We start from the raw sequence: 25,734 nt of genomic DNA on the forward strand, positions 1-25,734 counted from the left end.
TCAGAAATCCAGGTTCGCGACGCTTAGCGCGTTGCGCTGAATGAATTCGCGGCGCGGCTCGACCACATCACCCATCAGCTTGGTAAAGATGTCGTCGGCCTCGGCCACGTCTTCGATCCGAACCTGCAACAGGGTGCGCGCATCCGGGTCCAGGGTGGTTTCCCACAACTGGCCGGGGTTCATCTCGCCCAGCCCCTTGTAGCGTTGCAGCTGGAGACCTTTTTCACCTTCAGCCAGAACGGCGTTCAAAAGATCGATCGGGCCATGGATGATCTGCGGCCGCTCCTTGCGGATCAGCTTGGCCGGGTCGACGAAATGGCCGCGTGTATTGGCCGAAACCTCGGACAGCTTGCGCGCCTCTCCCGACCGCAGCACCGCGCCATCAAGGGTGCGGATCTCTTCGACCCCGCGCAGCACGCGGGCCAGTCGAATACCGTGATCCTGGGTGATCCGGCCCGTCCAGCCGCGTTCATATTCAACCGCCACGCCATCCAGACGCGCCGCAACCGTGTCAGCCACACGCTGAAGATCATCATCGGCCCGGCCCGGATCAAATGCCCCGGACAGCGCCGCCTGTTCCAGGATGTGGCGCGGGTAGTGGGTGGGGAAGGCATCCAGCACGCGGCGGAAGGCACGCGCGCCTTCGACCACGCGCATCAGGTCGGCCCCGGCGATTTCCTCGCCATTCGCCAAACGCAGAACGGCAGCGTCGATGCCCTGTTGCACCAGGTAATCATCCAGCGCCGCCTGGTCTTTCAGATAGACCTCGGACTTGCCGCGCGCGACCTTATAAAGCGGCGGCTGCGCGATATAGAGATACCCGCCTTCGATGATCTCGGGCATCTGGCGGAAGAAGAACGTCAGCAGCAGAGTGCGGATATGCGCGCCGTCGACGTCGGCATCGGTCATGATGACGATCTTGTGGTAACGCAGCTTGGACACGTCGAATTCGTCACGGCCGATGCCGGTGCCCAGCGCCATGACAAGGTTGCCGATTTCCTGGCTGGCCAGCATCCGGTCGAAACGGGCGCGTTCGACGTTCAGGATCTTGCCGCGCAGGGGCAGGATAGCCTGGGTGCGACGGTCGCGGCCGGTTTGTGCCGATCCGCCGGCCGAGTCACCCTCGACCAGGAACAGTTCTGATTCCGCCGGGTCCTTGGTCGAGCAATCCTTGAGCTTGCCGGCCAGAAAGTTCACATCCAGCGCGGTCTTGCGGCGGGTCAGTTCGCGCGCCTTGCGGGCGGCCTCGCGGGCCAGGGCGGCTTCGATGATCTTGCCGACGATCTGCTTGGCCTGGCCGGGGTTTTCCTCGAACCACTCGGCCAGCTTTTCGTTCACCAGCCCCTCGACCGCCGGGCGCACCTCGGATGACACCAGCTTGTCCTTGGTCTGGCTGCTGAATTTCGGGTCGGGCACCTTGACCGACAGCACGCAGGTCAGGCCTTCGCGCGCGTCATCGCCGGTAAAGTTGACCTTTTCCTTTTTCGCGATGCCGCTGGACTGGGCGTAGTTGTTGATCGTGCGGGTCAGCGCGCCGCGAAAGCCCGCCAAATGGGTGCCGCCGTCGCGCTGCGGGATGTTGTTGGTAAAGGGCAGAACGGTTTCGTGATAGCTGTCGTTCCACCACATCGCGACCTCGACGCCGATGCCGTCGCGTTCGCCGGTCATAAAGATCGGGTCGCTCATCACGGCGGTCTTGTGCCGGTCGAGGAAGCGCACGAATTCTTTCACGCCGCCCTCATAGAACAACTCGGTGCGCAGCGACTCTGCGGGGCGCTCGTCTTCGAGGATGATGCGCACGCCCGAGTTCAGGAAGGCCAGCTCGCGCAGGCGGTGTTCTAGCGTCTTGAAGACGTAATCGAGGTTGCTGAACGTGTCGGTCGAGGCCAGGAACCGAACCTCGGTGCCTTTTTCGCCATGGGCTTCGCCCACCACGCGCAGATGCTCGGCGGTTTCGCCGCGCACGAACTTGGCGTAATGCTCTTTGCCGTTGCGCCAGACGCGCAGTTCCAGCCAATCGGACAGGGCGTTCACCACCGACACGCCCACGCCGTGCAGACCGCCCGACACCTTGTAGCTGTTGCTGTCAAATTTACCGCCGGCATGCAGCTGGGTCATGATGACCTCGGCGGCGCTGACGCCCTCTTCGGAGTGCAGGTCGACAGGGATGCCGCGACCATTATCGCGCACCGAAACGCTGTTATCGGCGTGAATTTTCACGGTCACATAGTCGGCATGACCGGCCAGCGCCTCGTCGATGCCGTTATCGACGACCTCATAGACCATGTGGTGCAGGCCCGACCCGTCATCGGTATCGCCGATATACATGCCCGGGCGCTTGCGGACAGCCTCTAAGCCTTTGAGAACCTTGATGGAATCCGCGCCGTATTCCTCGGGCGCGTTGGGGGCATCGGACATTCGCGTTTTCCTGTATTCTACTTTCGCATTTATAGGGGTTTCAGGGGCGGTTGTCACGCGAATGACACAACATTTGGTGTTTCGCTACGGCGCGAAATCGCCTCTTCGACACTGCCCGCGCACGGGCGCGTCACCCTCCCCACAGCCGGCGCACTTCGGCCAGAACGACCCCCCGCAACCAGAGGTTCGAGGCAAGATTGTCGTTGCGCGCATGCCAATAGAGCTGCATCTGCGGCACAGGAATGTCGAACGGCGCCTCAAAGACCGTGACGCCCAACCTGTCCGCCAGTTCCTCGGCCAATTGCACCGGCACCACCGACAACAGGCGACTTTGGGCAACGGCCAGCATGATGGCCTCGAAATGCGGCAGCACCAGCGTCACGCGGCGGTGACGCCCCACGGCCTGCAAGGCGGCATCGGTCATGCCCGACATCGACCCATCCACCGACCGCATGGCATGTGGCAAATCACAGAACAGATCCATCGGCAGCACCGTGCCGGGCGTCACGCCGCGTGCCCGAATATCGGGGTTGTCTTGCGCGGCGATAACCACAAACGGCGACGGGAAAAGCAACTCGCGCGACACCCAGGGCGGGGTTTCCATCGGCTGCTCCAATGCCAGGTCGATCTCGCCCTGATCCAGCATCGACAACAGGTCACCACGGCCACTGTCGAGGAACCGCAACGCAGCCCCCGGGGCTTCGCGCGCCAGCTGGGCCGACAATGACGGCATGAGCCGCATCGAAAAGAAATCGGCGCCACGCAGCGTAAAAGTGTCGCGCGACTCTGCCGGGTCAAAGCTGGCGGTCTCGGTCAACGCGCCTTCAAGCTGTTTCAGCGCCCTTGTCACCGGTTCGGCCAAACTGTCGGCACGCGGGGTGGGCACCATGCCATTCCCGACCCGAATGAACAGAGGGTCTCCGATATGCCCGCGCAACCGCGAAAGCGCGGCGCTGACCGCGGGCTGGCTGAGGCCCAGCTGATCGGCGGCACGGGTGACATTGCGGCATTGCATCAGGGCCTCGAAGACCCTTAGCAGATTCAAATCGATCGCCCTGAAATTAGTCATGGTTATAACTATCATATTAACTATTGATTTCATAGATGATCGCGATTGCCGCATCCTTGGGCGCAGACCCGCCGTACAGGAGATGCACCATGACACTGCTCGCCCCGAACACCGACCTCTGGTTCCTCAATACACGCGTCTCGATTGCGGTGCCGGCCAGCGCCGGCAGCGATGGTTTGTCTGTAATTCACCACCACGCGCCGTTCGGGGATTCGCCGCCGCTGCATATCCACGACACCGAAGACGAGGTATTTCACCTGCTGAGCGGTCGCATTCGCTTTACGATGGGTGATCGCATCGTCAGCGCGCAGGCCGGGCAAACGCTGATTGCCCCAAAGGGCGTTGCTCACAGCTATTTCGTGGATTCCCCCGAAGGCGCCCAATGGATGACCGTAACCACACCGGGCGATTTCGAGGCCCTGGTGCGCGAAGTTGCCCGGCCGGCGACCTCGGCCGGACTGCCGGCACCGCACGGCCCGCCATCCGAAGCCGAAGCGGCCGCTTTGACAGAGGCATGCGCCCGGCACGGGATACGGCTGGTCGGCGCGCCGATGGCTCCGGCATCGGCGGTTTAGACCCTAGACGAACGGGATCACCAGCCCCACGCAGATCAGCAAGATCCCGGCCACGATATTGGTGCGGCGCAGCGCGCGGGGGGATGACACGATCTGCCGCGCCCGGTCGATGAACAGCGCAAGCGCCAGGTTGCCGATGAACGGCACCACAGCCGAAATTACCACAACCGCACCGATATCGGCCCAGGTCATCGCGCCTAAATCAAAGAACCCCGGCAGCACGCCCATGTAGAACAAGATCGCCTTGGGGTTTCCGATGATAACCGCCACCCCAGCCACGAAACCCGCCCATTTGCCGGGGCGTGTCAGGCGGCTGTCGGTGGCGATGGTCTTGTCGGCGTTGCGCAGGATCATCACGCCCATGAACAGGAAAAACCCCATCGCGACCCAGCGCAGCAGCGTCATGAACCCCGCGAATGTGCCGACAACCCAGCTGACACCGAGGATGGCCAGAAAGGGCCACAGCATGTCTCCGATCACCACGCCCATCGCCAATGGCCAGGCGGCGTGAAACCCGCCCGAAAGGGCGCGCGCAATCAGCGCCACCCAGACCGGGCCGGGCGTGAAAAACAGGATCATCAGCGCGCCGGTATAAAGCAGCAGATCGCCGGGGCTGGCGGTCATGTCAGCAATCCTTGGTCATCGAGTTGCCAAAACGGGTTATGGGCCACTTCCCAGATATGGCCGTCGGGGTCGGCATATGTGCCGGAATAGCCACCCCAGAATACCTTTTCGGGCGGTTTGCAAGGCGTGGCACCGGCATCAATCGCCGCCTGATAGGCGCGGTCTACCTCGGCCTCAGAGTTGAAGTTCTGGGCCAGCGTCATAGCGCCCGCGCCAAGATCACCGGGGGCACGGCCCAGATCCTCGGCCAGTTTTGCGCGGGAATAGAGACCGAATTTCATGCCGCCCATATCGTAAAATGCAACCTCATCAAGGGCTTCGCTGCACTGCCAGCCCAGTGCCTCGTAAAAGGCGCGGGCGCGGGGCAGGTCCGTGACCGACAGGGTGATCAGCGTGATACGGTTGGGGTTCATGCGGAAATTTCCTCTACCCGGCTGACGCCGTCGACCTCGGAGACAGTGATATGCTGTGCGCGCTCGGCCAGTTCGGCAAACAGCTCGGGGCCGGTGCCGGTCATGCACGCCTGGGCGCCCTGCGCGCAGATCTCGTCATACAGCGCGGCGCGGCGGCCGGCGTCAAGATGGGCCGCGACCTCATCAAGCAACAAGATCGGCGCCGCGCCGAAATCCTGCGCCAGGGCGCGGGCATTGGCCAGGATCAACGAGATCAGCAATGCCTTTTGCTCGCCCGTCGAACATTGCGCGGCGGGCACGGCCTTTGCCGAATATATCGCATCAAGATCAATTCGATGCGGCCCCACAAGGGTGCGGCCCGCGCCCAAGTCACGGGGGCGACCTTCGGCCAGAGCGGTTTGCAGATCGGTCTCGGTCTCGGGCATATCGCCCTCGGGGCCGGTCAGCGACAGATCAGAGGTGGGAAAGGCGGTTTCCGCGCCGTCTTGTGCCTGCATCACGCGGGCCAGCGCCTGCCGCCGGTTGCGCATCACCTCGGCCCCGGCGCGGGCCATCTGCGCCTCGAGCGCGCCATACCAGGCGGCGTCACGCACCTGATCCTTGAGCAACCGGTTGCGTTCGCGCATCGCCTTTTCATAGGTCAGCACCGCTTCGGCATGGCCCGGCTCAAAGCTAAGAACCATGCGATCGAGAAACCGGCGGCGACCCTCGGCGCCCTCGATCCACAGGCGGTCCATCGACGGCACCAGCCACAGCATCCGCGCGATCCGGCCCAGCGCCACCTGCGGCGCGGTCTTGCCGTCGATCGTCACGCCGCGCGGGCGGCCTGCCTCGGCGCGGGTGTCGATTTCGTGCAGTTGATGCAGGCTGTGCAGCACCGCGCCGACGCGCCAGCCCAGCGCCTCGGGCTTGCGGGCGATGTCATCGGGCGCGGCGCGGCGCAAACCGCGGCCCGGCGACAACAGCGAAATGGCCTCTAGAATGTTGGTCTTGCCCGCCCCGTTCGGGCCGAACAGCGCGACCGGACGACCGTCAAAAGCCAGCCGCACGGATTTGTGCGACCGGAAATGGGACAGGGTAAGTTCAGACAGAAACAGCCGGGTCATTCGGATCTCGTCTTTATCTGCGACGAGGGCCCGATCGCCCGTTCGCCGCCTCAGACACGCATCGGCATCACGACGTAAACCGCGCTGGTGTCGTTGCCTTCGCGCATCAGGGTCGGATCGCCGGCCGAGTTGAACAGGAATACGGCATTCTCGCGGTCGACCTGGCTGGCGATTTCCAGCAAATACTTGGCGTTGAACCCGATTTCCAGACGTTCATCTGCGTAGGCTACAGCCAGCTCTTCCTCGGCGGCGCCGGCATCGGGGGCGTTGACCGACAGAATCAGGCGGTCTTCGTCCAGCGCCAGCTTGACCGCACGCGAGCGTTCCGAGCTGACGGTTGCCACACGATCAACCGCCTTGGCGAATTCGGCGGCGTCCACTTCCAGCTTGCGGCTGTTGCCCTGCGGAATGACGCGGGTGTAGTCGGGGAAGGTGCCGTCGATCACCTTGGAGGTCAGGGTGATGTCAGGCGTCGCGAAACGCACCTTGGTTTCCGAGACCGACACCGCGATCTGCACATCATCATCATCCAGCAGCTTGCGCAGCTCGCCCACGGTTTTGCGGGGCACGATCACGCCGGGCATGGTTTCGGCGCCCTCGGGCAGATCGGCGTCGATGCGGGCCAGGCGGTGGCCATCGGTCGCCACGCAACGCAGCACGCGGCCGCCTTCGCCATCCGAGACATGCATGTAGACGCCGTTCAGGTAATAGCGGGTTTCCTCGGTCGAGATGGCGAATTTCGACTTGTCGAACAGCCGGCGCAGCACCGGCGCAGGCGCGGCAAAGTTCGAGCTGTATTCCGAGCTGGCCATGACCGGGAAATCTTCCTTGGGCAGGGTCGCCAGCGAAAAGTTCGAGCGCCCGGCCTCGACCGTCAGGCGGCCTGTGGCGCTGTCATCGGTCAGGGTGACCAATGCGCCGTCGGGCAGCTTGCGCACGATTTCATGCAGGGTCACGGCCGATACGGTTGTGGCGCCCGCGCGCTCTACATGGGCGACGGCCTTGTCGACCACCTCGATATCCAGGTCGGTCGCGCGAAAGCTGACGCCCTCACCCTCGGCCTCGATCAGAACGTTCGCCAGGATCGGAATGGTATTCCGGCGCTCGACCACAGACTGGGCCTGACCGACCGCTTTCAACAGCGCGCCGCGTTCGATGCTGAATTTCATTCCCTCGCTCCTCATCTGCCGGGAGGAAAAACCTAGCGGTTTCCCCCTATGGCACAAGCCTTTTTATGGAATTTCCGATGGTTTGCGGGGGGCGTCAAGGTCATACGCCCCCGGAAACGGCTGTTCAGGCCTCGAGCATGCGGCGCAGCATCTCGATATCCTCGGCAATCTGGCTGTCGCGGCCTTTCAGTTCCTCGACGCGCTTGACGGCATGCATGACCGTCGTGTGATCACGCCCACCGAAACGGCGGCCGATATCAGGCAGGCTGCGCGAGGTCAGCTGTTTGGCCAGATACATGGCGATCTGGCGCGGGCGGGCAATCTGTCGCACGCGTTTGGGGCCAACCAGGTCCGACAGGCGGATGTTGAAATGCTCGCCCACGCGGCGCTGGATCTCTTCGACCGTGACCTTGCGCTCGGATGCGCGCAGCACGTCGGCCAGGCAGTCCTGCGTCAGGTCCAGCGTGATTTCGCGGCCCACAAGCGAGGCGAATGCGAACAGACGCGTCAGCGCGCCCTCAAGCACCCGCACGTTGGTCGAAATGCGATGCGCCAGGAATTCCAGCACGCCGTCGGCGATCTTCAGATCGGGATACTGGGCGCGATACAGATCGACCTTTTGCTGCAAGACGCCAAGGCGCAGCTCGTAATCGGTGGGGTGCAGGTCGACGATCAGGCCGCATTGCAGGCGCGACTTGATGCGCTCTTCCATGTCCTTGATTTCGCCCGGCGCACGGTCGGCCGAGATGATGATCTGCTTGTTCTGATCAACCAGGGCATTGAAAGTATGAAAGAATTCTTCCTGAGTGCTGTCCTTGCCGGCGATGAACTGCACGTCATCAACCATCAGCACATCAACCGAGCGGAACAGTTCCTTGAAACCCATCATGTCGCGCTCGCGCAGCGCCTGGACGAAACGATACATGAACTGCTCGGCCGACAGGTAGACCACGCGCAGCTCGGGCGAGCGGGTGCGCAATTCGTGTGCGATGGCGTGCATCAGGTGGGTCTTGCCCAGGCCGACGCCGCCATAAAGGAACAGCGGGTTAAAGGTGACGGGGCCGCCTTCGGCCACGCGGCGTGCGGCGGCATGGGCCAGGGCGTTGGGTTTGCCCACGACAAAGCTGTCAAAGGTAAACCGGGTGTCGATCGGCGCGCCCAGGTTCTCGGTCGGCTGAGAGGCGGCGGCAGCGGCGTGCGCCTTTTCCTTTACGGGTTTCGGCGCGGCAGCGGGCGTATTGGCCGGCGCGGACACGGCAAATTCCAGACGCTCGACGGGGGTGCCCCGGTGCGTCAACAGGCGCTTGATGTCATCGCCAAAGTGACGCGACACCCATTCGCCGGCAAATTTCGTCGGCGCGCTGAAATGGGCCACTCCGGCCTTCATTTCGCAAAATTTCAGGGGCTTGATCCAGGTGGTAAAGTTATGTTCTCCGATAACCCCCTGAATATCCTCGCAAACCTCGCCCCATTTATCATTAGTCATTTTTAGCTTTCGCTCCAACTGCAACCATCCCCAAGACGCGCCAAGGGTCATCGGCGCATCTACGATCACAAAAGTTGGGAAAATAAGACTGTATCGTCCGGCCAGGTGCCGGTCGACAAGCCCCGCGTTTGGCGCGGCAGAAAGCGGCACGCGCAGGGTTGATCAGAGCGCCAGCGGCAGCTGCGCATATCTGACTTCCCCGCGTCTGCGCGGTCTGTATGGACACGCCGAATGTACATCTGCGGAAAATTCCGCAGAACTACCCCGTTCCAGCATCTAGCGCAGCGGCAGCTCGCGCCGGATGTAGAATGACGTTTTCTGATCAGGCGAGCCGGTGGCAACTATCCGGTCCGCGGAAGAGATGATCAGAACAACGCCACGGCTATGTCCCCCCAAGACGATGTGAATCGCACCCTGACGCTAGCCTGTGTCGAGGACCGCCCGCAACCGATCTTCACACTTGACGGGGCTGTTTCTGGCGCCGAATCTGAAAAGCCCTTTTGCGGTCATTCCGATGGGGATTTTTTTGCAACAGTTGCGCAAAATACGAAAAGGGCGCGGCAAAAACCGCGCCCTTCAGAACGTTGTTCAACAGGTCTTTCCGACTCAGGCCTTCAGGGCCTTCACACGGGCCGACAGGCGCGAAATCTTACGCGAAACGGTGTTCTTGTGCAGGATGCCTTTGGTGACACCGCGCATCAGCTCGGGCTGAGCGGCGCGCAGGGCGGCGGTTGCGGCGTCCTGATCGCCCGAGGCGATCGCTTCTTCAACTTTACGCAGGTAGGTGCGGATGCGCGAACGGCGGGCCTTGTTAACGGCGTAGCGACGCTCGTTCTGGCGGGCGCGTTTCTTGGCTTGGGGCGAATTTGCCATGTGTCTGTTCCCTTCAGGGTCTCATTAATCTTGAACGCACGAAACGAGCCCCGACCGGGTTCAGAACCGGCTGATTCTGGCCAAAGCGGGCCTCACGCGCATGTATGGGGGCGGCGTATATGACAGAACGCCGCCCATGGGAAGCCCAAAACCGGGCCAAAACCCCTTATTTGTCGCGGAACTGCGCTTCGCGTTTTTCCAGGAAGGCGGTCATGCCCTCTTTCTGGTCTTCGGTCGCGAACAGCGAGTGGAACACGCGGCGCTCGAACAACAGGCCTTCGCGCAGGGTGGTCTCATACGACCGGTCGACCGATTCCTTGACCGCCATGACCGAGATCGACGATTTCGACGCGATCTTTTGGGCGGCAGCCATGGTTTCTTCCATCAGCTTCTTGGCGGGCACGACCCGGCTGACCAGACCCGAGCGCTCGGCTTCGTCGGCATCCATGAAGCGGCCGGTCAGGTTCATGTCCATGGCCTTGGATTTGCCGATGAAACGGGTCAGGCGCTGCGAGCCGCCGATCGCGGCCATGACGCCCAGATTGATCTCGGGCTGGCCGAACTTGGCGTTGTCGGCTGCGATGATGAAATCGCAGGTCATGGCCAATTCGCAGCCACCGCCCAGCGCATAGCCCGCTACGGCCGCGATGATCGGCTTGCGGCAGCGCAGGATGGCCTCGGTCTGGGGGGTGAAAAAGTCTTCGGTGTAGACCTCGACAAAGTTCTTGTCGGCCATCTCTTTGATGTCCGCACCGGCGGCAAATGCCTTTTCCGACCCGGTGACGACGATGCAACGCACCTTGTCGTTGCTGCCCATATCGGTGATGCACTCGGCCAGTTCGGTCAGCAGCTCGCTGTTCAGCGCGTTCAGCGCCTCGGGCCGGTTCAGTTTGATCAAGCCAACGTGGTCTTCGATTTCGACGATCAGCGTGTTGTAAGCCATGCGCAGGGCGCCTCCGTTCTTTTCTCGGGGCGAATCCTTAGCAGGCTCAGAGGGGCAATCAAGCTATCTTTGACATAGCTTGCAATAGAACGTCGACCGGCCGGTCTGGGTTATGCGGGAAATTTTTCCTTTGCAGCCGGGCGTTAAGCAGGGCTGCCCTTCTCTGTCATAGGCTTGAAAACTGTGTTGAAAATACCCCAGTTCGCCATCGGTCTGCCGGTGATCCCGCAAGGAAGATCCGCCTGCCTTGATCGCCTCGGCCAGAACGGCGCGGATGATCGGCACCATCGTCGCCACCCGCGCGGGCGCAATCTGACCGGCCTTGAGCAGGGGGGAGATGCCAGCCCGGTACAGCACCTCGCACACATAGATATTACCCAACCCGGCGACGATCTTCTGATCCAGCAGGGCAGATTTGATCGGCATTGCGCGCCCTTGCAGGCGGTCTGCCAGATACTCTTCGTCGAAGGCGTTTCCCAAAGGCTCGGGGCCGAGGCTGGCCAGCAACGGATGCTGCGCCACCTGGTCTGTCGGGGTCAGATCCATCGCGCCAAACCGGCGCGCATCGTTAAAGGTGATGCGCGCGCCGTTTTCCATGTCGAACACCACGTGGTCATGCTTTTCCGGCGCCGGATGAACGTGATGAAACTGGCCCAGCGGGTCGCCCGACACCAGCATCCGGCCCGACATGCCCAGATGGATGATCAGGGTCTCGCCGCTATCGAGATCGGCCAGAATGTATTTCGACCGCCGCCCCAGCCGCAGAACGCGCGCGCCCGTCAGCCGTTCGGCCATGCGCGGCGGAAACGGCCAGCGCAGATCGGGCCGGTTGACCTGCGCGCGGACGATCCTCTGGCCCTCCATGCTGGGGGCCAGGCCGCGGCGCACGGTTTCGACCTCGGGCAATTCGGGCATGTGGCACGTCCTCGCATTGTAACGTCGGGCTGGCGACTATAAGGAAGAAGAGAAATCAGCGACGGCAAGACCCATGAGCGACAAAACCACCCATTTCGGCTTTAAAACAGTTCCCGAGGATCAAAAGGCGGGGATGGTCCACGGGGTGTTCACCAATGTGGCGTCGAAATACGACGTGATGAACGATGCCATGTCGATGGGCATTCACCGCGTCTGGAAAGACGCGATGATGGATTGGCTGGCGCCGCGCCCCGGGCAGCGGCTTTTGGATGTGGCGGGTGGCACGGGGGACATTTCGTTCCGGTTCCTGCGCCGCGCGCCGGGGGCCAATGCCACCGTGCTGGACATGACAGAATCGATGCTGGTCGCCGGACGCCAACGCGCCGATGCCGAACAGATGGCCGACCGCCTGTCCTGGGTCACGGGCGACGCGATGGCCCTGCCCTTTCCCGACAACATGTTCGATGTCTACACGATCAGCTTTGGTATCCGGAACGTCACGCGCATCCCCGATGCGCTGTCCGAGGCCTACCGCGTGCTGCGGCCCGGCGGGCGGTTGATGGTGCTAGAGTTCAGCCAGATGCCCAATCCGGGGCTGCAATGGCTGTATGATCGCTATTCCTTCAACGTGATCCCGAAAATGGGGCAGCTGATCGCCAATGACAGCGACAGCTATCAGTATCTGGTGGAATCGATCCGCAAGTTCCCCGATCAGGAAAGCTTTGCCCGCATGATCGGCGAGGCCGGGTTCGATCAGGTCAAATACCGCAACCTCAGCATGGGTATCGCTGCGCTGCATTCGGGGTGGAAACTGTAACATGCGCGGACCTCACAACATCTGGCGGCTGATCCGCACCGGTGCCACCATGGAACGCACCGGCGCAATGCGAGTGGTGCTAGAGGCGATGGAGGCCCCGCGCGCCCTGCGCATCGTGGCCCGCGCCGTGGCCTGGCCGGTGCAATGGCTGGGCTACAAGGGCGACCCAAGCCTGCCGCCTGCGACCCGCGCCCTGACCGCGCTGGGGCCGGCCTATATCAAGTTCGGGCAAATCCTTTCGACCCGCCCCGATGTGGTGGGGGATGAACTGGCGCAGCAGCTGCGCGTGTTGCAGGACAAGTTGCCGCCCTTTCCGGTCAGCGTCGCAAAGCGCATGGTCAGCGAAGAGCTGGGCCAACCCGTCGATACGCTGTTCTCGGAATTTTCCGAGCCCGTCGCCGCCGCGTCGATTGCCCAGGTGCACCGCGCCCGCATCGCCGCCACCGGGCGCGAGGTTGCCGTCAAGGTGCTGCGCCCGCGGATCGAGCGCGCCTTTCGCACCGATATCGACGCCTTTTATTTCGCTGCCGATTTCATCGAAACGCTGTCTCCGGCCTCGCGCCGCCTGCGCCCGCGTGATGTCGTCGCCCATTTCGAGGGCGTCGTCATGGGCGAGCTCGACCTGAGGCTGGAATCGGCCTCGGCCTCGGAGTTCGAGGCCAACACCAAGAACGACGCCGGCTTTGTTGTGCCGCATGTGCATTGGCACCTGTCGGGGCGCCAGGTCATGACCATGGACTGGGCCGAGGGCGAGCCGCTGGGTGACAATGACGCGCTGGATGCGGCGGGCCATGATCGGCGCGTGGTCGGCGAGCGGGTGATGCAGCTGTTTCTCAGCCACGCCCTGCGCGACGGCTATTTCCACGCTGACATGCATCAGGGCAACCTTAAGGTCGGCGCAAGCGGCGATATCCTTTGCTATGATTTCGGCATCATGGGGCGGATCGACGAATATACCCGCCGGGTTTATGCCGAGATCCTCTATGGGTTCATCAAGCGCGACTATCGCCGCGTGGCCGAGGTGCATTTCGAGGCCGGCTATGTGCCCGCCGACCGCGATATCGACGAATTTGCCCGCGCCCTGCGTGCCGTGGGGGAACCGATCTTCGGTATGGATGCCTCGCATATCTCGATGGGGCGGCTTCTGAGCTATCTCTTTGAGGTTACCGAACAATTCGGCATGCAAACCCGGACAGAACTGATCTTGCTGCAACGCACGATGGTGGTGGTCGAGGGCGTGGCGCGCTCGCTCAGCCCGCATCTGAACATCTGGGAAGTGGCCCACCCGATCGTCGAGCAGTATGTGCGCAACAATATCGGCCCGCGCGCCTTTGCCCGCGACCTGGCCAAGACCGCGCTGGTTCTGGCGCGGTTCGGGCCCAAGCTGCCGCATCTGACCGAGGCCATCCTGGTGCGCCAGTCGCAGCAACCCCCAGCGCCGCCACGGCCCAGCCGGTTAATGCCGGTGGTGTGGATGCTGACCGGTGCCGCCGCTGTTCTGGCGGGTGCGTTGGGTGCCCAACTGTTCTAACGTGCCTCTCGCAGGGCTTTTACATCACTGACAGGCACCGTCTGGCCACTGGCCAGCACCGCGACCGTGCCTGAATTTTCGGCGCGCACTTCGGTGACGCGGGCATAAACCTGCGCATCCTCGCGGCCCAGATAGGTCTCGCCCTCGTAACTGTCGATCGCAAAGCCGTATCGCCCGGCAGGCATCTGCGCCCCCGTTGGGCCAGTGCCAGCCCAGTCATAGGGCGCGTTCATGTCGGTCAGGTCGATCCATTGCACCTCGGCGCCCTGGGCGTCGAACACCACCAGTCGCGCGCGATCAGCCCCGGCCTGGGGTTGCGGCACAACGGTGACGGGGGTTCCGTCGAACATCGCATCGGCCTCGACCCGCGCCTGCATGCCGATCCAACCGGCATAGTCCCCCATCGAGGCGGCCTGTCCTTGCGCCTTTAGCGCAGACAGCAGATCGTTGGTCAGCACCTGCTGCTCGACTCCCGAGAACGTCGCCAGCTGCACGGCCAGCTGGCCCGAATCCATTGGGTTGAGCGGATCCTGATTCTGCATCTGGGTCGTCAGCATCTTGAGAAACGTGTCGAAATCAGTGCTGATCACGCCCCCTCGTTGCGGTGACGGCGATGCGCCGGGCTGTGCGGCAGGGCTTTGCGATATTTCCATATGGGTTTCCTTTACAACAGGATGTCCAGGTCACGACCCAGGGCTGGGCGGCGGGCAGGGCCAAGAGGTGCGATTTCCGGCTCGGCCATCGCTTGATCGGACGCGCTGGGTCCATCAGGCATTGGCTGGGGTGCGCGCCGGTTGTCATGACCAAAGGCAAAGCTGACATCGCGATAGCCAAGGCTGCGCATCTCTTGACCCAGCTGGTCGATATGGCGACGCATCAGGTCCTGGGTTTCCGGCCGATCGGCCTGGATCACCACTTGCAGGCTGTTCTCGCTTGCCGACAGAGACAGGCGAACGCGCCCCAGCTCCTCGGGGTTCATGGCCAGCTCGATCTCACCCGTACCGGCCTGTGCGATCGAATAGGCCAGCTGTTTCACCTGAGGCTGCGGCAACTCGTAGGCCGGCCCAGCGCCCACCGGCGCGCCATCTGTGCGCGTCACCGAAGGCGCTGTGGGTTGCGGCGAAAGCGTCATCTCGGGCAGATCGGGGCGTGCTGGCGCAGGGCCGTCGGGCAAAGGGGCCTGGCGTGTTGGTTCGGTTCTCTCGGGCGGCCCGGGTTTCACGTCAGATAGCGGATCAGCCTGCGCGTTCTCGGGCGGGGTCACCGGCGAAAGGCCAACCCGGTCAGGGGATACGTGTTCCGCGCCGGACATGGCGGGCGGGATCACGCTGACAGCAGGGGTTGGCATCGGCGTTTCGGGCGCCGGGGCGGGGCCAAGGCGCCCGGCGGGTTCCGTCTGCGGGGCGGGGTTGGCCGCTGGAAGCTGGCCCCCGTCAGGCCGTGTCGCAAGGTGTTGCGGCGCCAAGATTTCGCGCGGGCCGGTTGCGGGGTTGGCATCAGGGCGTGGGCTGTCGGGCAACCGGGGTATTTCCGGCGCGGCTTCGCCGGGCAGAGGCGGGGCATCGGGGGGCGCCGCTATGCGCGGCGGCACGGGTTGCGGTTGGTGCTTTGAAAACGCCGGCGCCTGCCCCAGACCCATCGCCGCCTCGGCGGGATGCGGCAGGGGTAACGCAGGCGATATGGGTTGCGCGCCCGCTATTGGGGCCTCTGTCGCGCCCGGGCCGCGCGTCGCGGTTAACAGGGGCATAGCGTCATCGGCCTTGTTGGCCGCCACACGATCAGCGGCGGGCCTTACCGGCGCTAGCTGCACAGGGGTACTGTTTGTCAGCGACGAGCTCGCGGGGCCGAGCGGCGACTCGGTTGCCCCTCGTTCCGATGAAACAGGGGCGGGAGCTGTTGGAACACCGGCAAGCAGTGTCGGCCGCGAATGGGCGCCTTCGCCAGGCGGCACCGACACTGCGGGCAGCGAATGGCCCCCGGCGGGAGGCTTGCCTCCAGCGATGCTATCAACCGGGGCAGCATCCCCCGACGTCACGAGGCCCGAAACCATTGCGTCCTGCACCAACGCGGCGGCTGGGGACAGATGACCTTGGCCGTCCCCAAGCGTAATCTCTTGATTTTCAACGGTCTTATCCACGCCTTCAGCCACCTTTCCGCCGGACGCGACAGAGTCGGTCAGCATCAGCGCCATAACGTTTGCGAACAACGCCCCATCCCCCGCGTCCGGGGCAGGCGGGGTTGGTTGCGCGATAGTGGCGACAAGATTCAACAGTATCTGCATGGGCGGCCTTCTGACTCGATGCCGGTGCAGAATGGCCCAAGCGGGTTACCGATTCTTTACCCCCTGAGGCGCATAAACGGGAAAACGCTTTCAAGTTTAGGAATTCCACGATGAGTGCCGTGTCGCCCCTGCCTCCGCCTCTGGCCGCGCATAAGACGGCGGATCATGCCGCGCTGCGCACCGCCGCCGAAGAGTTGGAGGCGGTGTTCCTGACCGAGATGCTGAAATCGGCCGGTGTCGGCAAGACGCCCGAGGCATTTGGCGGCGGGGCGGGCGAGGATCAGTTCGCCTCGTTCCTGCGGCAAGAGCAGGCGCGGGCGATGGTCAAGGCGGGGGGAATCGGGCTGGCAGAACATCTGTTCAACGCATTGAAGGAGCGCGTCGATGACTAACCCCGTTCAGGATTTCCTAACCTTGCTTGAGCAAGAGCACCGCCTGCTGCTGCGCGGCGACTGCGACGGCCTGGCGCATCTAGAGGGCCGCAAGCTGCGCGCGCTCGAGGCGCTGGGGTCCTGCGGCAACGATCTGAGCACGTTGCAGCTGACCGACATAAAGGCCCGTGCTGCGCGGAATGCGAGATTGTTGAACTCTGTTCAACAAGGCATTCGTGCCGGCCTGTCACGGCTGGACGATATTCGAAGCGGCCTGACCGCCCCGCTGCAAACCTATGGCCCTGACGGGGGGCAGCACCGCTTTGCCGCCGGGCGCAACCGTCTTGAGAAGCGCGCGTAAAACTTCTCTAAAATCCTATGCTTTTTGGTCTTGGTGTTTAGCTGGTTCTTAGGTTTTCCCGCCGAGTCTCGACCCTGCATTCCGAAGGGGATGGCGCGGCAACGTGAAAGCGTGGCGCCGTACGGGTGAAACACCGTTCCTGCCGCGATGCGGCTGTCCATACGGGCGCAAAGCGCCCTTACATGTAAAGGAACTGACCTATGTCCAGTATTCTGACGAACACCAGCGCGATGGTGGCGCTGCAAACGCTCAAGGGGATCAACGCAAGCCTGACCAAGGCGCAGGATGAAATCGCCACCGGCAAGTCGGTGGCATCTGCCAAGGACAATGCGGCCGTCTGGGCGATCTCGAAAGTGATGGAGGCTGATGTGAACGGGTTCAAGGCGATTTCCGAAAGCCTCGCACTTGGGGAATCCACCGTCGCCGTTGCGCGGCAGGCTTCGGAAACCGTCTCGGACCTGCTGACCGACATCAAGGGCAAGATCGTCGCCGCGCAAGAAGGCAACGTCGATCGCGAAAAGATCCAGGCCGATATCGTTGCGCTGCGCGACCAGATCAACTCGGTCGTCAACGCCGCCCAGTTCAACGGCCTGAACCTTGTTTCGGGCACCGAAGACGTCGACATCCTGTCGTCGCTTGACCGCAAGAACGATGGGACTGTCAGCGCCAGCAACATCACGGTCAATCGCCAGGATCTGACCACCAGCGCGGGCGTTCTGGGCACCGGCACCGACCTGTCCGCCAACGCCACGCTCAGCGCGGCCGCGGCGACCAACACCGGCAACACCGCAACGATCACTCTGGCCGCCGACGCCGATGTCAGCGCAGACGCGTTCGAGGTCACGATCGGTGGTGCGACAGTGTCGTTTTCCGCGGGCGATATCACCGGCGACCAAGATGCCGCCGCCAGCGCCATCACCAATGCCATCAATGCCCTTGGTCTGGTCGGTGTCGAAGCAAGCGTTGCCAGCAACGTCATCACCCTGACCTCGACCCGTGCGTTCGAGGACGTGTCCGTGGGCGCGACCAAGAACGGCGGCGCCACCGGGGTGACCTTGTCAGCCACGAGCATCGGTGAACGCGCCGAAACGCTGACCTTCTCGGACACAGCGGCGGTGAATGATGGTGACGGCTATCAGGTTACGGTCGGCGGCACCGCCTACACCTATGTCGCCGGCAAGGGTGAAACCTTCGAAGATGTTGCGCGTGGCCTGAAAGCGGCCGTCGACGGCGGCACGATCGACGGCGTCTCGACCCAGGTTGCGCAGAATTCGTCAGGCCAGTGGGAGCTGAAAATCGACAATGACAGTGCAACCAGCCTGTCGCTGGCGCGCGCTGGCGCGGCTGATGGCACGGCTTCGGGTGGCCTGTTCGGCCTTGGCGGCATCGACGTGACCACCAATGCCGGCGCCGAGGCCGCGCTGGGCAATATCGAGACGCTGATCAACAATGCCATCGACGCCTCGGCCGCATTCGGTTCGGCCGAGGGGCGGATCGAAACCCAGAGCGACTTTATCAGCAAGCTTACCGACGCCCTGCAAACGGGCATCGGCTCGCTGATCGACGCCGACATGGAGGCCGCTTCGGCCCGCCTGCAGGCGCTGCAGGTCCAACAACAGCTGGGCACGCAGGCCCTGTCGATCGCCAACCAGGCGCCGCAGAACATCCTGTCGCTGTTCCGCTAACACGCGCCGTGCCGGGGCAGACATGCCCCGGCCTCACCCCGATCTGCACCATCGCACGGAAGGATAGCCCGTGACCGCCCAATTCATGGCCCAGGCCGCCTATGGCGCCGCCCGGCAAACCGCCATCAAGACGCCCCGATCAATCGAGTATGAAACCTTTGCCCAGGTGACCTCGCGCCTGCGAAGCGCCGCCGCGAACAAGGGCAACTTTCCTGCCCTGGTATCGGCCCTGCACGAGAACTCTCGGCTCTGGATTCTGCTGGCCGCCGATGTGGCTGGAGGCGACAACGCCCTGCCCGCCGCCCTGCGCGCGCGGATTTTCTATCTTGCCCGCTTCACGCGCGAGCACACCCGCAAGGTTCTGACCGGCAAAGACAGCGCCGATGTCCTGATCGAGATCAACACGGTCGTGATGCGCGGCCTGTCCGGGCAGGAGGAAGCCGCATGAGCGGGCTGGTCTTGAAGCTGGCCCCAAAAGAACGGGTCTTGATCAACGGCGCCGTCATCGAGAATGGCGACCGACGATCCAAGCTTAGCATCGTGACCCCGGGGGCAAATATTTTACGATTGCGTGACGCCATTCACCCCCAAGAGGTAAACACCCCCGTCAGGCGGGTCTGTTACATCGCACAGCTGGTGCTGTCGGGCGACGCGAACCCGGAAGAAGCCAAGATGCAGTTGCTGCGCGGTATCGAGCAGCTGAGCCAGGTTTTGATGGATGCCGACAGCCGCAAGCAACTGAACGCCGCAAGCAGCTGTGTCGTGCAAGGGCATTTCTACAATGCCCTGAAAGCGATGCGCAGCCTGCTACCGCGAGAGGAGCGGCTGCTGGCCGCCGGCCGGGCATGACCTTCCAACCTATCGTGCCGATGGGTGGATATGCGGGCTGGCGCTTTCTGCAACGCACCATGCCCGCCCAACAGGCCGCTTTCGAGAGAAGCCCGCAGATGTCTCGCGACATCAGCTACTTCGAGGAAAAGATCGGCGATATCACCAGCGCAGAGATGCTGGTCGCAGATCGGCGGTTGCTGAATGTCGCGCTTGGCGCGTTCGGCTTGGATGACGACATCAACAACCGGTTCTTCATCCGCAAGGTCCTGGAAGATGGTAGTCAGGAATCCGACGCGCTGGCCAATCGCATGGCTGACAAGAGGTATCTGCACCTTTCCAAGGCATTCGGATTCGGTGATTTCGACACCCCCAACACGCAGCTTTCCGATTTCGCGGATGAGATCATCGCCAACTACAAAACCCGTCAGTTTGAACGGGCGATCGGCGCGCAGAACGAAAACATGCGCCTCGCAATGAACATGTTGCGAGAGCTGTCAGACCTGGCCGCCGAAGACAGCAGCGATGAGACCAAATGGTTCTCGATCATGGGGTCAAAGCCGTTACGTGCCGCGTTAGAGACGGCGCTGGGGCTGCCCTCGGAATTTGCGGCTCTCGATATCGACAGACAGCTCGAGGTCTTTCGCACGAAATCCGCCAAGGCCTTTGGCACGACCGAGGCAAGCCAGCTTGCCAGCCCCGAGACGCAGGACAAACTGTTACGACTGTTCCTTGCCCGCTCAGAAGCCTTGGCCATGCCGGCCCATCTGACCGGGGCGACGACCGCGCTTGCGCTGCTGCAGGCGGGCCGCTGAGGTTACGGGGCCGCCCCCAAGCAATCGGCCAACCTCGCGAAACTTGCCGCGATGCCTGAAGTTTCCTCTTCGGCCATGAACCGATCCAGCGATGGCCACACCCGGATGGCCTGATCAATCAGGGGATCGGACCCCGAGGCATAAAGACCCGCCTGGATCATCATCTCAGCCCGATCATAGGCGCCCAGCAACCGGCGGGCGGTTGCGATCAGCTCGTTCTCGTTGGCATCTGCGGCCGCGGGCAGGCTGCGCGAGACAGAGCGCAACAGATCGATGGCTGGAAACCGGCCCCGTTCGGCAATCTCGCGATCAAGAACAACATGGCCATCGAGAACACCGCGCAGAATATCGGCGACGGGTTCATCCATGTCCGACCCGGCAACCAGCACGCTGAACACCCCGGTGATATCACCAGTGCCACCCGCACCCGGACCGGCGCGTTCAGCAAGGTTCATGATCATCTGAGCGGTCGACGGCGGGTAACCCCGCAGCGAACCCTGCTCGCCTGCCGCCAGTGCAATCTCGCGATGCGCCTCTGCAAACCGGGTCACGGAATCGCACATGAACAGCACATGCGCGCCTTGATCACGGAAATGTTCGGCAACGCTCATCGCGGCCCAGGCGGCGCGACGGCGCATCAAGGGCGACTGGTCCGAGGTAGCCGCCAGCACAACCGATCGCGCCATGCCCTCGGGGCCCAGCACGTTATCGACAAACTCACGCACCTCGCGCCCCCGCTCACCCACCAGCGCGATAACGGCCACATCAGCCTGCACCCCGCGCGCCAACTGCGACAGCAGGGTCGATTTCCCGACGCCCGATCCCGCGAACAGGCCGATCCGCTGTCCCCTAACCAGTGGCAGCAGCGTGTTGAACACGGCCAGCCCGGTTTCCAGCCGCGGCCCCAACCCGCGCCGCATGGTTGCCGCCGGGGGGCCGGCCTGCAGCATACGCGCCTCACAACCCCGCAAGAGCGGCCTGCCATCCAGCGGCTGGCCGAACGGGTCGATCACCCGGCCGACCCAGCTGTCATCAGGCGCAATGGTCGCCGCACCCTGCAGCGTCACCCGGTCATCAATCGCCAGCCCATCGGGCACCCCATCGGGCAGGATCGTCACCCGGTCGCGGGTCATGGCCAGCACCTCGCCCCGGCGCGTCTGGTCGCGGTGATGGATAGAAACCATGTCGCCCAGCCGGGCCTGCGCCGACAGGCCGGCAACCTGAACGGTGCCGCCCCCGATCTCGGCCACGCGACCGACCGGCGCGGCGCGGCGCAGGGCGGCAATTTCGGCATTCAGGGCAGCGAACGAGGCATTGGTCATGGGATTCTCCGCATCAAGGGGCCTGAAAACGGTTTTTAAAGGAATCAGGGTTAAGCCTTGATTGAAACCGAGGAGAAACCCGGATGTTCGACAAGCTAGAGATCCTGAATATGGCGCATGGCATGGCCACCCATGCCGCATCGCGCCAATCCGTGCTTGCCCGCAACATCGCCAACGCGGACACGCCAGGATACCGGGCGCGCGATATTTCCTCTTTTGCAGACAGTTACACCCAGGCCGGGGATTTCACCCCCCGCCAGACCCGCGCGGGCCATATGGCCGCGACCGGGCCGGGCGGGCCCGATCTTGCCGAACATATCGTGCGCGGTCAGTCGACCTCGCCCAATGGCAACGGCGTGTCGCTTGAGGTCGAAATGACCAAGGCCGCCGAGACCCGCGTTCAGCATGACATGGCGCTGGGGGTTTACAAAACGACGCTGGGCATTCTGCGCGCCAGCCTTGGCAAATAGGGGGCCGCATGAGCGACCTGATCAACACACTAGGCGTTTCGGCCAGCGGCATGCAGGCGCAAAGCGCGCGGCTGCGGCACGTGTCTGAGAATATCGCCAACGCCGACACCCCCGGATATCACCGCAAGACGGTCAGCTTTCAGGAACATGTCTTGCGTGGGGAACGCACGGGCCAGGTCACGCCTGGACCCGTCGCACTTGATCAATCAGCGCTGACCCGGGTGTTCGACCCGGCGCATCCGCTGGCTGACAGCAGCGGCCATTATGACGGCTCGAACGTCGATCTGGTGGTCGAAATCGCAGACGCGCGCGAAGCGCAGCGCAGCTATGAGGCGAACCTCAGAATGTTCGACCAGGCCCGGCAAATGACCCAGGGCCTGCTGGAACTGCTGCGCCGATAGAGGAGTGCCAGAATGGACATCAGATCCTCACATGTCGCGGCTCAGGGCTATGCAACAGCCCGCCCCGCGACAAAGCCCGCCCCTGACAGCCCCGGCACCGGGGGCGGGTTCGCCAAGATGGCGCAGGATTTCACCCAAACCCTGCAACAGGGCGAGGCCACCGCGCGTGCGGCCATGACCGGCGGCGCGGATGCGCATTCGCTGGTGCAGGCGCTGGCGCAGACGGAACTGGCGGTCGAAACCGCCGTGACCGTGCGCAACAAGGTGGTCGAGGCCTATCAGGAAATCCTGCGGATGCCGGTGTGAACATGACCGATTCAATGATCTATGACACGTTGCGCCAGGGCCTGTGGATCGCGGTGCAGATCTCGGCCCCGATCCTGGGCACGGCGCTGGTCGTGGGCATCGTCATCGGCCTGTTCCAGGCGCTGACCTCGATCCAGGAAATGACCCTGACCTTCGTGCCCAAGGTCGCGGCGATGCTGGCGGTGTTCTGGGTCTCGATGAGCTTCATGACCCAAAGCCTGACCAGCTATTTCACCACGCGGCTGATCCCGCTGATCATCGGGGGGTAGGCATGGACAACACCGGCTATACCACCCTGACGCGTCAAACCGGGCTGCTGCGCGAGATGCAGACCGTGGCCCATAACATCGCCAACATTTCCACCACCGGATACCGCGCACAGGGCGTGATCTTTTCAGAATATCTACAACCCAGCGAGGGCCCGCTGGGCTCGGTGTCGATGGCCACGGCGAATGTGCGCAAGACGGACCTGTCGCAGGGCCCGCTGACACAGACCAATGGCACGTTCGACCTGGCGATCGAAGGGCCGGGGTTTTTCCTGCTGGATACGCCCAACGGCGAACGGCTGACCCGCGCCGGGGCGTTCCTTCCCGATGACGCGGGGGAACTGGTCTCGCCCGACGGGCACCGCCTGCTTGATATCGGCGGTGCGCCCGTCTTTGTGCCACCCGATGCGGCCAGTGTCGGCGTTGCCGCTGACGGCACCCTGTCGGTCAACGGGCAGGCCATCGCACAGATCGGGCTGTTCGCGCCGCCATCGCCTGACGCGCTGACGCGTGAAGGCGGTACGCTGTTTGTCAGCGCAGACGGGATCGAGCCGGTCGAGAACGGCGCCATTCTGCAAGGGTTCGTCGAGGCCTCGAATGTCGATGCCGTCGGCCAGATGGCCCGCATGATCGAGGTGCAGCACGCCTATGAGCTGGGCCAGAGTTTTCTAGAGCGTGAAGACGAGCGCCTGCGCGGCCTCATCCGAACGCTTGGTTCCTAAAGGAGGTGCCCCATGCGCGCCCTTTCCATCGCCGCCACGGGCATGAGCGCCCAGCAGATGCGGGTCGAGGTGATTTCCAACAACCTCGCGAACATGAACACCACCGGCTATGACGCGCGCCGGGCCGAATTCGCCGATCTGCACTATCAGCAGATGACCCGCGCGGGTACGGTCAGTGCCGCCGATGGCACCGTGCTGCCCACCGGCGTGCAGCTGGGCCTGGGCGTGCGGCCGGCCTCGGTCACCGTCGCGCTGGCGCAGGGGTCGTTGTCGCAAACCGGCGGCGATCTGGACGTCGCGATCGAGGGTGGCGGCTATCTTGAGGTCACGCTGCCTTCGGGCCTGTCGGCCTATACCCGCGATGGCGCGCTGAAACGCTCGGCCGACGGGCTGATCGTCACCAGCGACGGCTATCCGGTTGCGCCCGATATCACCATCCCCGACGACGCGCGCAGCCTGTCGATCAATGCCGAGGGCGAGGTCTACGCCTATTTCAACGACCGCGTTCAGGCCGAGCTGTTGGGGCAGTTCAACCTGGTCGGTTTCTCGAATGCCAAGGGGCTCGAGGCGATGGGCTCGAACCTTTTCCTTGAAACCGCGGCGTCGGGCACCCCGATCACCGGCACGCCCGGACAAGACGGGCTGGGCACGCTGAGGCAAGGCTATCTCGAAGCCAGTTCAGTCGATGCCGTGCGCGAAGTGACCGAGCTGATCGAGGCCCAGCGCGGCTATGAGCTGAACGCCAAGGTGATCACAGCCGCCGATCAGATGATGGCCGCCACCACGCAGGTGCGCTGATGAAACTTCTGGTGCTGATCCTGGCCCTGATGCCCGGCCTTGCCTGGTCCGATACGGTGATCGCGACGCGCACCTTGCGCAGCCAGACGATCATCGGCCCCGACGACCTGAGGCTGGTGACCGGCGACACCCCTGGCGCCCTGTCTCATCCCGAGCAGGCCCTGGGGATGGAGGCCCGCGTCACCCTTTACGCCGGGCGTCCCGTCCGCCCGCAGGACCTGGCCGCGCCGGCCCTGATCGAACGCAACCAAATCGTGACGCTGCAGTATCAGTCCGGCCCGCTGACCATCATTACCGATGCCCGCGCCCTTGGGCGCGCCGGCGCGGGCGACCGCATCCGCGTCATGAACCTTGATTCCCGCAACACCGTCACCGGCCGGGTCACGGCCGACGGCACGGTCATCGTCGGCCCCACCCCTTTGAACTAGGACACGCCATGCCCCGTCTTCTTTCCGCCCTTGTTGCCCTGGCCCTGCTTGCGGGCTGTTCCGGTCTGGATCAGGTCGGGCGCGCGCCCGATTTCACGCCCACACAGGACAGCGCCTCCTATTTCGCCATGGCCTCGCAACCCTTTCCGCAGCAGGCCCGCTCTACCGGCGGGGTGCACACGGCTTCTTTGTGGAACTCGGGGCGTGCCTCGCTCTTGGGTGACCGACGGGCCGAGGGACGTGGCGACATTCTGACCGTGGTGATCGAGATCGACGACAAGGCCGAGATTTCCAACGCCACATCGCGCGCCCGCAGCGGCTCGGAAAGCATGGGCATTCCGCATCTGTTCGGCGTGCCGCAGCGGATCAACAACGCCCTGCCCGATGGGGCCAGCATGGATAGCGCCGTGGCCACGAATTCGACCAGCAACTCTAGCGGAAACGGATCGGTCAAGCGCAACGAAAAGCTAACACTGCGTGTGGCCGCCACCATTACCGAAGAGCTTGCGAACGGCGTTCTGAAAATCGAGGGTTCGCAAGAGGTGCGGGTGAATTTCGAGATGCGCGAGTTGATCGTTACCGGCTATGTCCGCCCCGAAGACATCTCGCGCCAGAACGAGATCACCTATGACAAGATCGCGGCGGCGCGCATCTCCTACGGTGGCCGCGGGCAGATCACCCAGGTGCAACAACCGCGATACGGCCAGCAGATCGCCGATATCCTGCTGCCATTCTGAGGTC

30 protein-coding genes are annotated in these 25,734 nt (G+C 63.5%); 17 read left to right on the forward strand and 13 right to left on the reverse strand.

Annotation, left to right across the window (positions count from 1 at the left end):
- Together gyrB and OE856_RS07050 are read right to left on the reverse strand one after the other, a co-directional pair.
- The gene (gene gyrB, locus OE856_RS07045; protein ID WP_263715364.1) at window positions 1-2,418 is read right to left on the reverse strand and encodes a DNA topoisomerase (ATP-hydrolyzing) subunit B; all 2,418 of its coding nucleotides are present in this window, start codon (window positions 2,416-2,418) and stop codon (window positions 1-3) included.
- A gap of 130 nt (window positions 2,419-2,548) precedes the next feature.
- Window positions 2,549-3,463: a LysR family transcriptional regulator gene (locus OE856_RS07050; RefSeq protein WP_263715365.1), complete on the reverse strand. Its 915-nt coding sequence runs from the start codon at window positions 3,461-3,463 to the stop codon at window positions 2,549-2,551.
- A 113-nt stretch (window positions 3,464-3,576) separates the two neighbouring features.
- Here OE856_RS07050 and OE856_RS07055 point away from each other — a divergent pair, with 113 nt between their 5' ends.
- Complete coding sequence (locus tag OE856_RS07055) at window positions 3,577-4,062, forward strand: cupin domain-containing protein (RefSeq protein ID WP_263715366.1); 486 nt, start codon at window positions 3,577-3,579, stop codon at window positions 4,060-4,062.
- 3 nt (window positions 4,063-4,065) lie between these two features.
- Here OE856_RS07055 and OE856_RS07060 read toward each other — a convergent pair whose 3' ends face one another.
- From OE856_RS07060 to mutM, 8 genes are all read right to left on the reverse strand, one after another.
- Entirely contained in the window at window positions 4,066-4,686 is a 621-nt protein-coding gene (locus OE856_RS07060) for a LysE family translocator (protein WP_263715367.1), read from the reverse strand.
- On the reverse strand, window positions 4,683-5,099 hold the full coding sequence (locus tag OE856_RS07065) for a VOC family protein (RefSeq protein WP_263715368.1): 417 nt from the start codon (window positions 5,097-5,099) through the stop codon (window positions 4,683-4,685). Before OE856_RS07065 ends, OE856_RS07060 begins: the two co-directional genes overlap by 4 nt.
- A complete protein-coding gene (gene recF / locus OE856_RS07070; protein WP_263715369.1) occupies window positions 5,096-6,205 on the reverse strand; it encodes a DNA replication/repair protein RecF in 1,110 nt (369 codons plus the stop codon). The genes OE856_RS07065 and recF overlap by 4 nt, the downstream gene beginning before the upstream one ends.
- Before the next feature lie 50 nt (window positions 6,206-6,255).
- Window positions 6,256-7,374, reverse strand: coding sequence for a DNA polymerase III subunit beta (dnaN, locus tag OE856_RS07075; RefSeq protein ID WP_263715370.1), 1,119 nt, complete (start codon window positions 7,372-7,374; stop codon window positions 6,256-6,258).
- A gap of 124 nt (window positions 7,375-7,498) precedes the next feature.
- Window positions 7,499-8,860 carry a chromosomal replication initiator protein DnaA gene (dnaA, locus tag OE856_RS07080; RefSeq protein WP_263715372.1) on the reverse strand — a complete coding sequence of 454 codons (1,362 nt, stop codon included), beginning with the start codon at window positions 8,858-8,860 and terminating at the stop codon, window positions 7,499-7,501.
- Window positions 8,861-9,466: 606 nt separating this feature from the next.
- Entirely contained in the window at window positions 9,467-9,733 is a 267-nt protein-coding gene (gene rpsT / locus OE856_RS07085; RefSeq protein WP_263715373.1) for a 30S ribosomal protein S20, read from the reverse strand.
- Window positions 9,734-9,899: 166 nt separating this feature from the next.
- Window positions 9,900-10,676 carry an enoyl-CoA hydratase gene (locus tag OE856_RS07090; protein WP_263715374.1) on the reverse strand — a complete coding sequence of 259 codons (777 nt, stop codon included), beginning with the start codon at window positions 10,674-10,676 and terminating at the stop codon, window positions 9,900-9,902.
- Window positions 10,677-10,739: 63 nt separating this feature from the next.
- On the reverse strand, window positions 10,740-11,591 hold the full coding sequence (gene mutM / locus OE856_RS07095; protein WP_263715375.1) for a bifunctional DNA-formamidopyrimidine glycosylase/DNA-(apurinic or apyrimidinic site) lyase: 852 nt from the start codon (window positions 11,589-11,591) through the stop codon (window positions 10,740-10,742).
- A 73-nt stretch (window positions 11,592-11,664) separates the two neighbouring features.
- Between mutM and ubiE the strand changes: the two genes are divergently transcribed.
- Both ubiE and ubiB read left to right on the forward strand, forming a co-directional pair.
- Window positions 11,665-12,408, forward strand: a complete 744-nt coding sequence (gene ubiE / locus OE856_RS07100) for a bifunctional demethylmenaquinone methyltransferase/2-methoxy-6-polyprenyl-1,4-benzoquinol methylase UbiE (RefSeq protein WP_263715376.1) — start codon at window positions 11,665-11,667, stop codon at window positions 12,406-12,408.
- Window position 12,409: 1 nt separating this feature from the next.
- A complete protein-coding gene (gene ubiB / locus OE856_RS07105) occupies window positions 12,410-13,939 on the forward strand; it encodes a 2-polyprenylphenol 6-hydroxylase (RefSeq protein WP_263715377.1) in 1,530 nt (509 codons plus the stop codon).
- Here ubiB and OE856_RS07110 read toward each other — a convergent pair.
- Together OE856_RS07110 and OE856_RS07115 are read right to left on the reverse strand one after the other, a co-directional pair.
- On the reverse strand, window positions 13,936-14,592 hold the full coding sequence (locus tag OE856_RS07110) for a flagellar hook capping FlgD N-terminal domain-containing protein (RefSeq protein WP_263715378.1): 657 nt from the start codon (window positions 14,590-14,592) through the stop codon (window positions 13,936-13,938). The genes ubiB and OE856_RS07110 overlap by 4 nt on opposite strands.
- An 11-nt stretch (window positions 14,593-14,603) precedes the next feature.
- On the reverse strand, window positions 14,604-15,287 hold the full coding sequence (locus tag OE856_RS07115; RefSeq protein ID WP_263715379.1) for a flagellar hook-length control protein FliK: 684 nt from the start codon (window positions 15,285-15,287) through the stop codon (window positions 14,604-14,606).
- 1,043 nt (window positions 15,288-16,330) lie between these two features.
- Between OE856_RS07115 and OE856_RS07120 the strand changes: the two genes are divergently transcribed.
- From OE856_RS07120 to OE856_RS07145, 6 genes are all read left to right on the forward strand, one after another.
- On the forward strand, window positions 16,331-16,612 hold the full coding sequence (locus OE856_RS07120; protein WP_263715380.1) for a rod-binding protein: 282 nt from the start codon (window positions 16,331-16,333) through the stop codon (window positions 16,610-16,612).
- A complete protein-coding gene (locus OE856_RS07125) occupies window positions 16,605-16,952 on the forward strand; it encodes a hypothetical protein (RefSeq protein WP_263715381.1) in 348 nt (115 codons plus the stop codon). The genes OE856_RS07120 and OE856_RS07125 overlap by 8 nt, the downstream gene beginning before the upstream one ends.
- Window positions 16,953-17,152: 200 nt before the next feature.
- The gene (locus tag OE856_RS07130; protein ID WP_263715382.1) at window positions 17,153-18,637 is read left to right on the forward strand and encodes a flagellin; all 1,485 of its coding nucleotides are present in this window, start codon (window positions 17,153-17,155) and stop codon (window positions 18,635-18,637) included.
- Between the two features lie 70 nt (window positions 18,638-18,707).
- Window positions 18,708-19,085 carry a flagellar biosynthesis regulator FlaF gene (flaF, locus tag OE856_RS07135; RefSeq protein WP_263715383.1) on the forward strand — a complete coding sequence of 126 codons (378 nt, stop codon included), beginning with the start codon at window positions 18,708-18,710 and terminating at the stop codon, window positions 19,083-19,085.
- The gene (gene flbT, locus OE856_RS07140; RefSeq protein ID WP_263715384.1) at window positions 19,082-19,486 is read left to right on the forward strand and encodes a flagellar biosynthesis repressor FlbT; all 405 of its coding nucleotides are present in this window, start codon (window positions 19,082-19,084) and stop codon (window positions 19,484-19,486) included. Before flaF ends, flbT begins: the two co-directional genes overlap by 4 nt.
- Window positions 19,483-20,280: a DUF1217 domain-containing protein gene (locus tag OE856_RS07145; protein WP_263715385.1), complete on the forward strand. Its 798-nt coding sequence runs from the start codon at window positions 19,483-19,485 to the stop codon at window positions 20,278-20,280. The genes flbT and OE856_RS07145 overlap by 4 nt, the downstream gene beginning before the upstream one ends.
- A gap of 2 nt (window positions 20,281-20,282) precedes the next feature.
- On the opposite strand, the gene OE856_RS07150 is transcribed toward OE856_RS07145, so the two are convergent.
- Window positions 20,283-21,602: a FliI/YscN family ATPase gene (locus tag OE856_RS07150; RefSeq protein ID WP_263715386.1), complete on the reverse strand. Its 1,320-nt coding sequence runs from the start codon at window positions 21,600-21,602 to the stop codon at window positions 20,283-20,285.
- Between the two features lie 83 nt (window positions 21,603-21,685).
- On the opposite strand from OE856_RS07150, the gene OE856_RS07155 reads away from it, so the two are divergent.
- From OE856_RS07155 to flgH, 8 genes are read left to right on the forward strand one after another with little or no spacing between them, the layout of a single operon-like run.
- On the forward strand, window positions 21,686-22,072 hold the full coding sequence (locus tag OE856_RS07155) for a FlgB family protein (RefSeq protein ID WP_263715387.1): 387 nt from the start codon (window positions 21,686-21,688) through the stop codon (window positions 22,070-22,072).
- Window positions 22,073-22,080: 8 nt separating this feature from the next.
- Window positions 22,081-22,473 (forward strand): flagellar basal body rod protein FlgC, encoded by a 393-nt coding sequence (flgC, locus tag OE856_RS07160; RefSeq protein ID WP_263715388.1) that lies wholly within the window; start codon window positions 22,081-22,083, stop codon window positions 22,471-22,473.
- Window positions 22,474-22,485: 12 nt separating this feature from the next.
- Window positions 22,486-22,779 (forward strand): flagellar hook-basal body complex protein FliE, encoded by a 294-nt coding sequence (fliE, locus tag OE856_RS07165; RefSeq protein WP_263715389.1) that lies wholly within the window; start codon window positions 22,486-22,488, stop codon window positions 22,777-22,779.
- A gap of 2 nt (window positions 22,780-22,781) precedes the next feature.
- Window positions 22,782-23,048, forward strand: a complete 267-nt coding sequence (locus OE856_RS07170) for a flagellar biosynthetic protein FliQ (RefSeq protein ID WP_263715390.1) — start codon at window positions 22,782-22,784, stop codon at window positions 23,046-23,048.
- A 2-nt stretch (window positions 23,049-23,050) separates the two neighbouring features.
- Window positions 23,051-23,767, forward strand: a complete 717-nt coding sequence (locus tag OE856_RS07175) for a flagellar hook-basal body complex protein (protein WP_263715391.1) — start codon at window positions 23,051-23,053, stop codon at window positions 23,765-23,767.
- 12 nt (window positions 23,768-23,779) lie between these two features.
- Window positions 23,780-24,565, forward strand: a complete 786-nt coding sequence (flgG, locus tag OE856_RS07180; RefSeq protein WP_263715392.1) for a flagellar basal-body rod protein FlgG — start codon at window positions 23,780-23,782, stop codon at window positions 24,563-24,565.
- Window positions 24,565-24,993 carry a flagellar basal body P-ring formation chaperone FlgA gene (flgA, locus tag OE856_RS07185; protein WP_263715393.1) on the forward strand — a complete coding sequence of 143 codons (429 nt, stop codon included), beginning with the start codon at window positions 24,565-24,567 and terminating at the stop codon, window positions 24,991-24,993. Before flgG ends, flgA begins: the two co-directional genes overlap by 1 nt.
- A gap of 8 nt (window positions 24,994-25,001) precedes the next feature.
- Window positions 25,002-25,730: a flagellar basal body L-ring protein FlgH gene (flgH, locus tag OE856_RS07190; protein WP_263715394.1), complete on the forward strand. Its 729-nt coding sequence runs from the start codon at window positions 25,002-25,004 to the stop codon at window positions 25,728-25,730.
- Window positions 25,731-25,734 lie beyond the last annotated feature (4 nt).

The organism is Actibacterium sp. XHP0104, from assembly GCF_025751515.1.
In the GTDB taxonomy this organism is placed as follows: Bacteria; Pseudomonadota; Alphaproteobacteria; order Rhodobacterales; family Rhodobacteraceae; genus Actibacterium_D.